Annotated in this window: 2 protein-coding genes; both read right to left on the reverse strand. The window is 50.9% G+C overall.

Features of this window, described 5'->3' with window-relative positions:
• On the reverse strand, positions 1-302 hold a 302-nt coding region (locus CLOSYM_RS13220), incomplete at its 3' end, for an aconitase X swivel domain-containing protein (protein ID WP_021642481.1).
• Complete coding sequence (locus tag CLOSYM_RS13225; RefSeq protein WP_021642482.1) at positions 302-1,519, reverse strand: aconitase X catalytic domain-containing protein; 1,218 nt, start codon at positions 1,517-1,519, stop codon at positions 302-304. The genes CLOSYM_RS13225 and CLOSYM_RS13220, both read right to left, overlap by 1 nt.
• Between the last annotated feature and the right edge of the window lie 34 nt (positions 1,520-1,553).

Below are 1,553 nucleotides of genomic sequence, written 5' to 3' on the forward strand. Positions count from 1 at the left end.
TCCATTGCTACCGCCGCCGTCACCAGCACCGTGTCGGCTGTCTCCACGATTAATCCGGCCGGGTGCTTCCCCTTCATCAGCAGCTTGTAAAGACCATCCGCCTGCACCACCGAACTTCCTTTTCCCGACGGCATGATAAGTATCTTTCCCGCCACATTCTTTCCATTTATATCGTGATTGCGTTCAATCAGCTCCCCTGTCTCAGGTACTACGAGATAAAAGCAGACCGCATCTTTGGAAACCAGAGCCTCGGCCTCGGCCGTCCCTTTTGCAATTTTTGCGCAGTGATATGTACGTTCCATTATTTAACCACCTTTCCTGAAATTGCCGCCTCTACCGCTTCTTCGAGCGGGCGGATTAAGAATTTAATTCCGCGGATTTCATTGTAATAAGCACATTTCGGAGAATCCGTCACTCCCACCGAACCGTAATACGGTTTCCAGCACGGAGGTACATCGATGCAGGTATCGGCTATTATATGGCCGCCGGCCCTCTGGATGATGCTCAGATATCCCATTCTGTCCGCCAGCTCTCTCGTAAGGGAACTTGTCAGCAGCCATGTGTCTACCTTGAATTTCCTTCCCTCACAGACTTTAGCAATTATTCCAACCTGGCGGATTGTGATGTGGGGGCACCCGAACATCGCAAAATCAATCGTTCCCGGCTCATTGCAAAGCCGCTCTCTCGTATCCTGCAAATCTTTATCCGTAATCACGATTTCCCGTTTAATCTTTTTGCTTCCGACGGCCGCCTCCACGGTAGGGGCCTCCGGTGTGATTCCCGCTATGTGATACATGGATACGCATCCCGATGTATTGAGCTGAGCGCCGAAATTCATGAAGCCCTCCGGCGTCGGCCTTTCTTTAATCCCTTTAAAAACAGGAACCTCAAGTCCTTTATATTTTTCCGGATAACACCAGCCGAGAATCTGGTAGTCAAAATCCGTTTTAACATCCGCCTGGACGTCAACCAGGATTTCCGCCTTGCGGTTCTCGTCGAAGAGAAGCCCGTACTCCGGAACCATCCCTGTTATCGCCGCACAGAGGGCGCTGTTCGCCCCTTCCCGGTTGGTTCTTGCGCCAATCACGGAATTGACATATGGGGTCGCACTGGATTCCGAGAAAGCAATCACCTCTCCATAAGCCGGAACATTCTGCTGAAGATAAGGCGTACAGTCAAAGGTAAGCTGCGCTCCCAGCTTCCGGTATGCCTCATTCGTGGCAAACACGATATTCTTTCCCTCATCCGGAACTTCATGGAGATGCTCATTCAGATATTTGATGCAGATGCTCGGATTGATTGTCGGTGGAATCTTGCACTTTGCCCCTTTTGAAAGCAGCTTTTCGGCAAACCACAGGTCTGCGTCCTGTGCGCTGAGCGCCACATGGGTTCTGGTCACCGGAACCATCCTCGGTGCATCGAAGGTCTCTCCGATTGCCACCTGAATCTCCATCGCCATGGCTGCGCCCTCCCCATACTTACCGTTCAGCACATCCTGTTCATAATTTGTGAGTTTCATTTCCTTCCTCCTTTTTCAATTGGACTATTCCAAT

It is taken from the genome of [Clostridium] symbiosum ATCC 14940, assembly GCF_000466485.1.
Taxonomy (GTDB): domain Bacteria; phylum Bacillota; class Clostridia; order Lachnospirales; family Lachnospiraceae; genus Otoolea; species Otoolea symbiosa.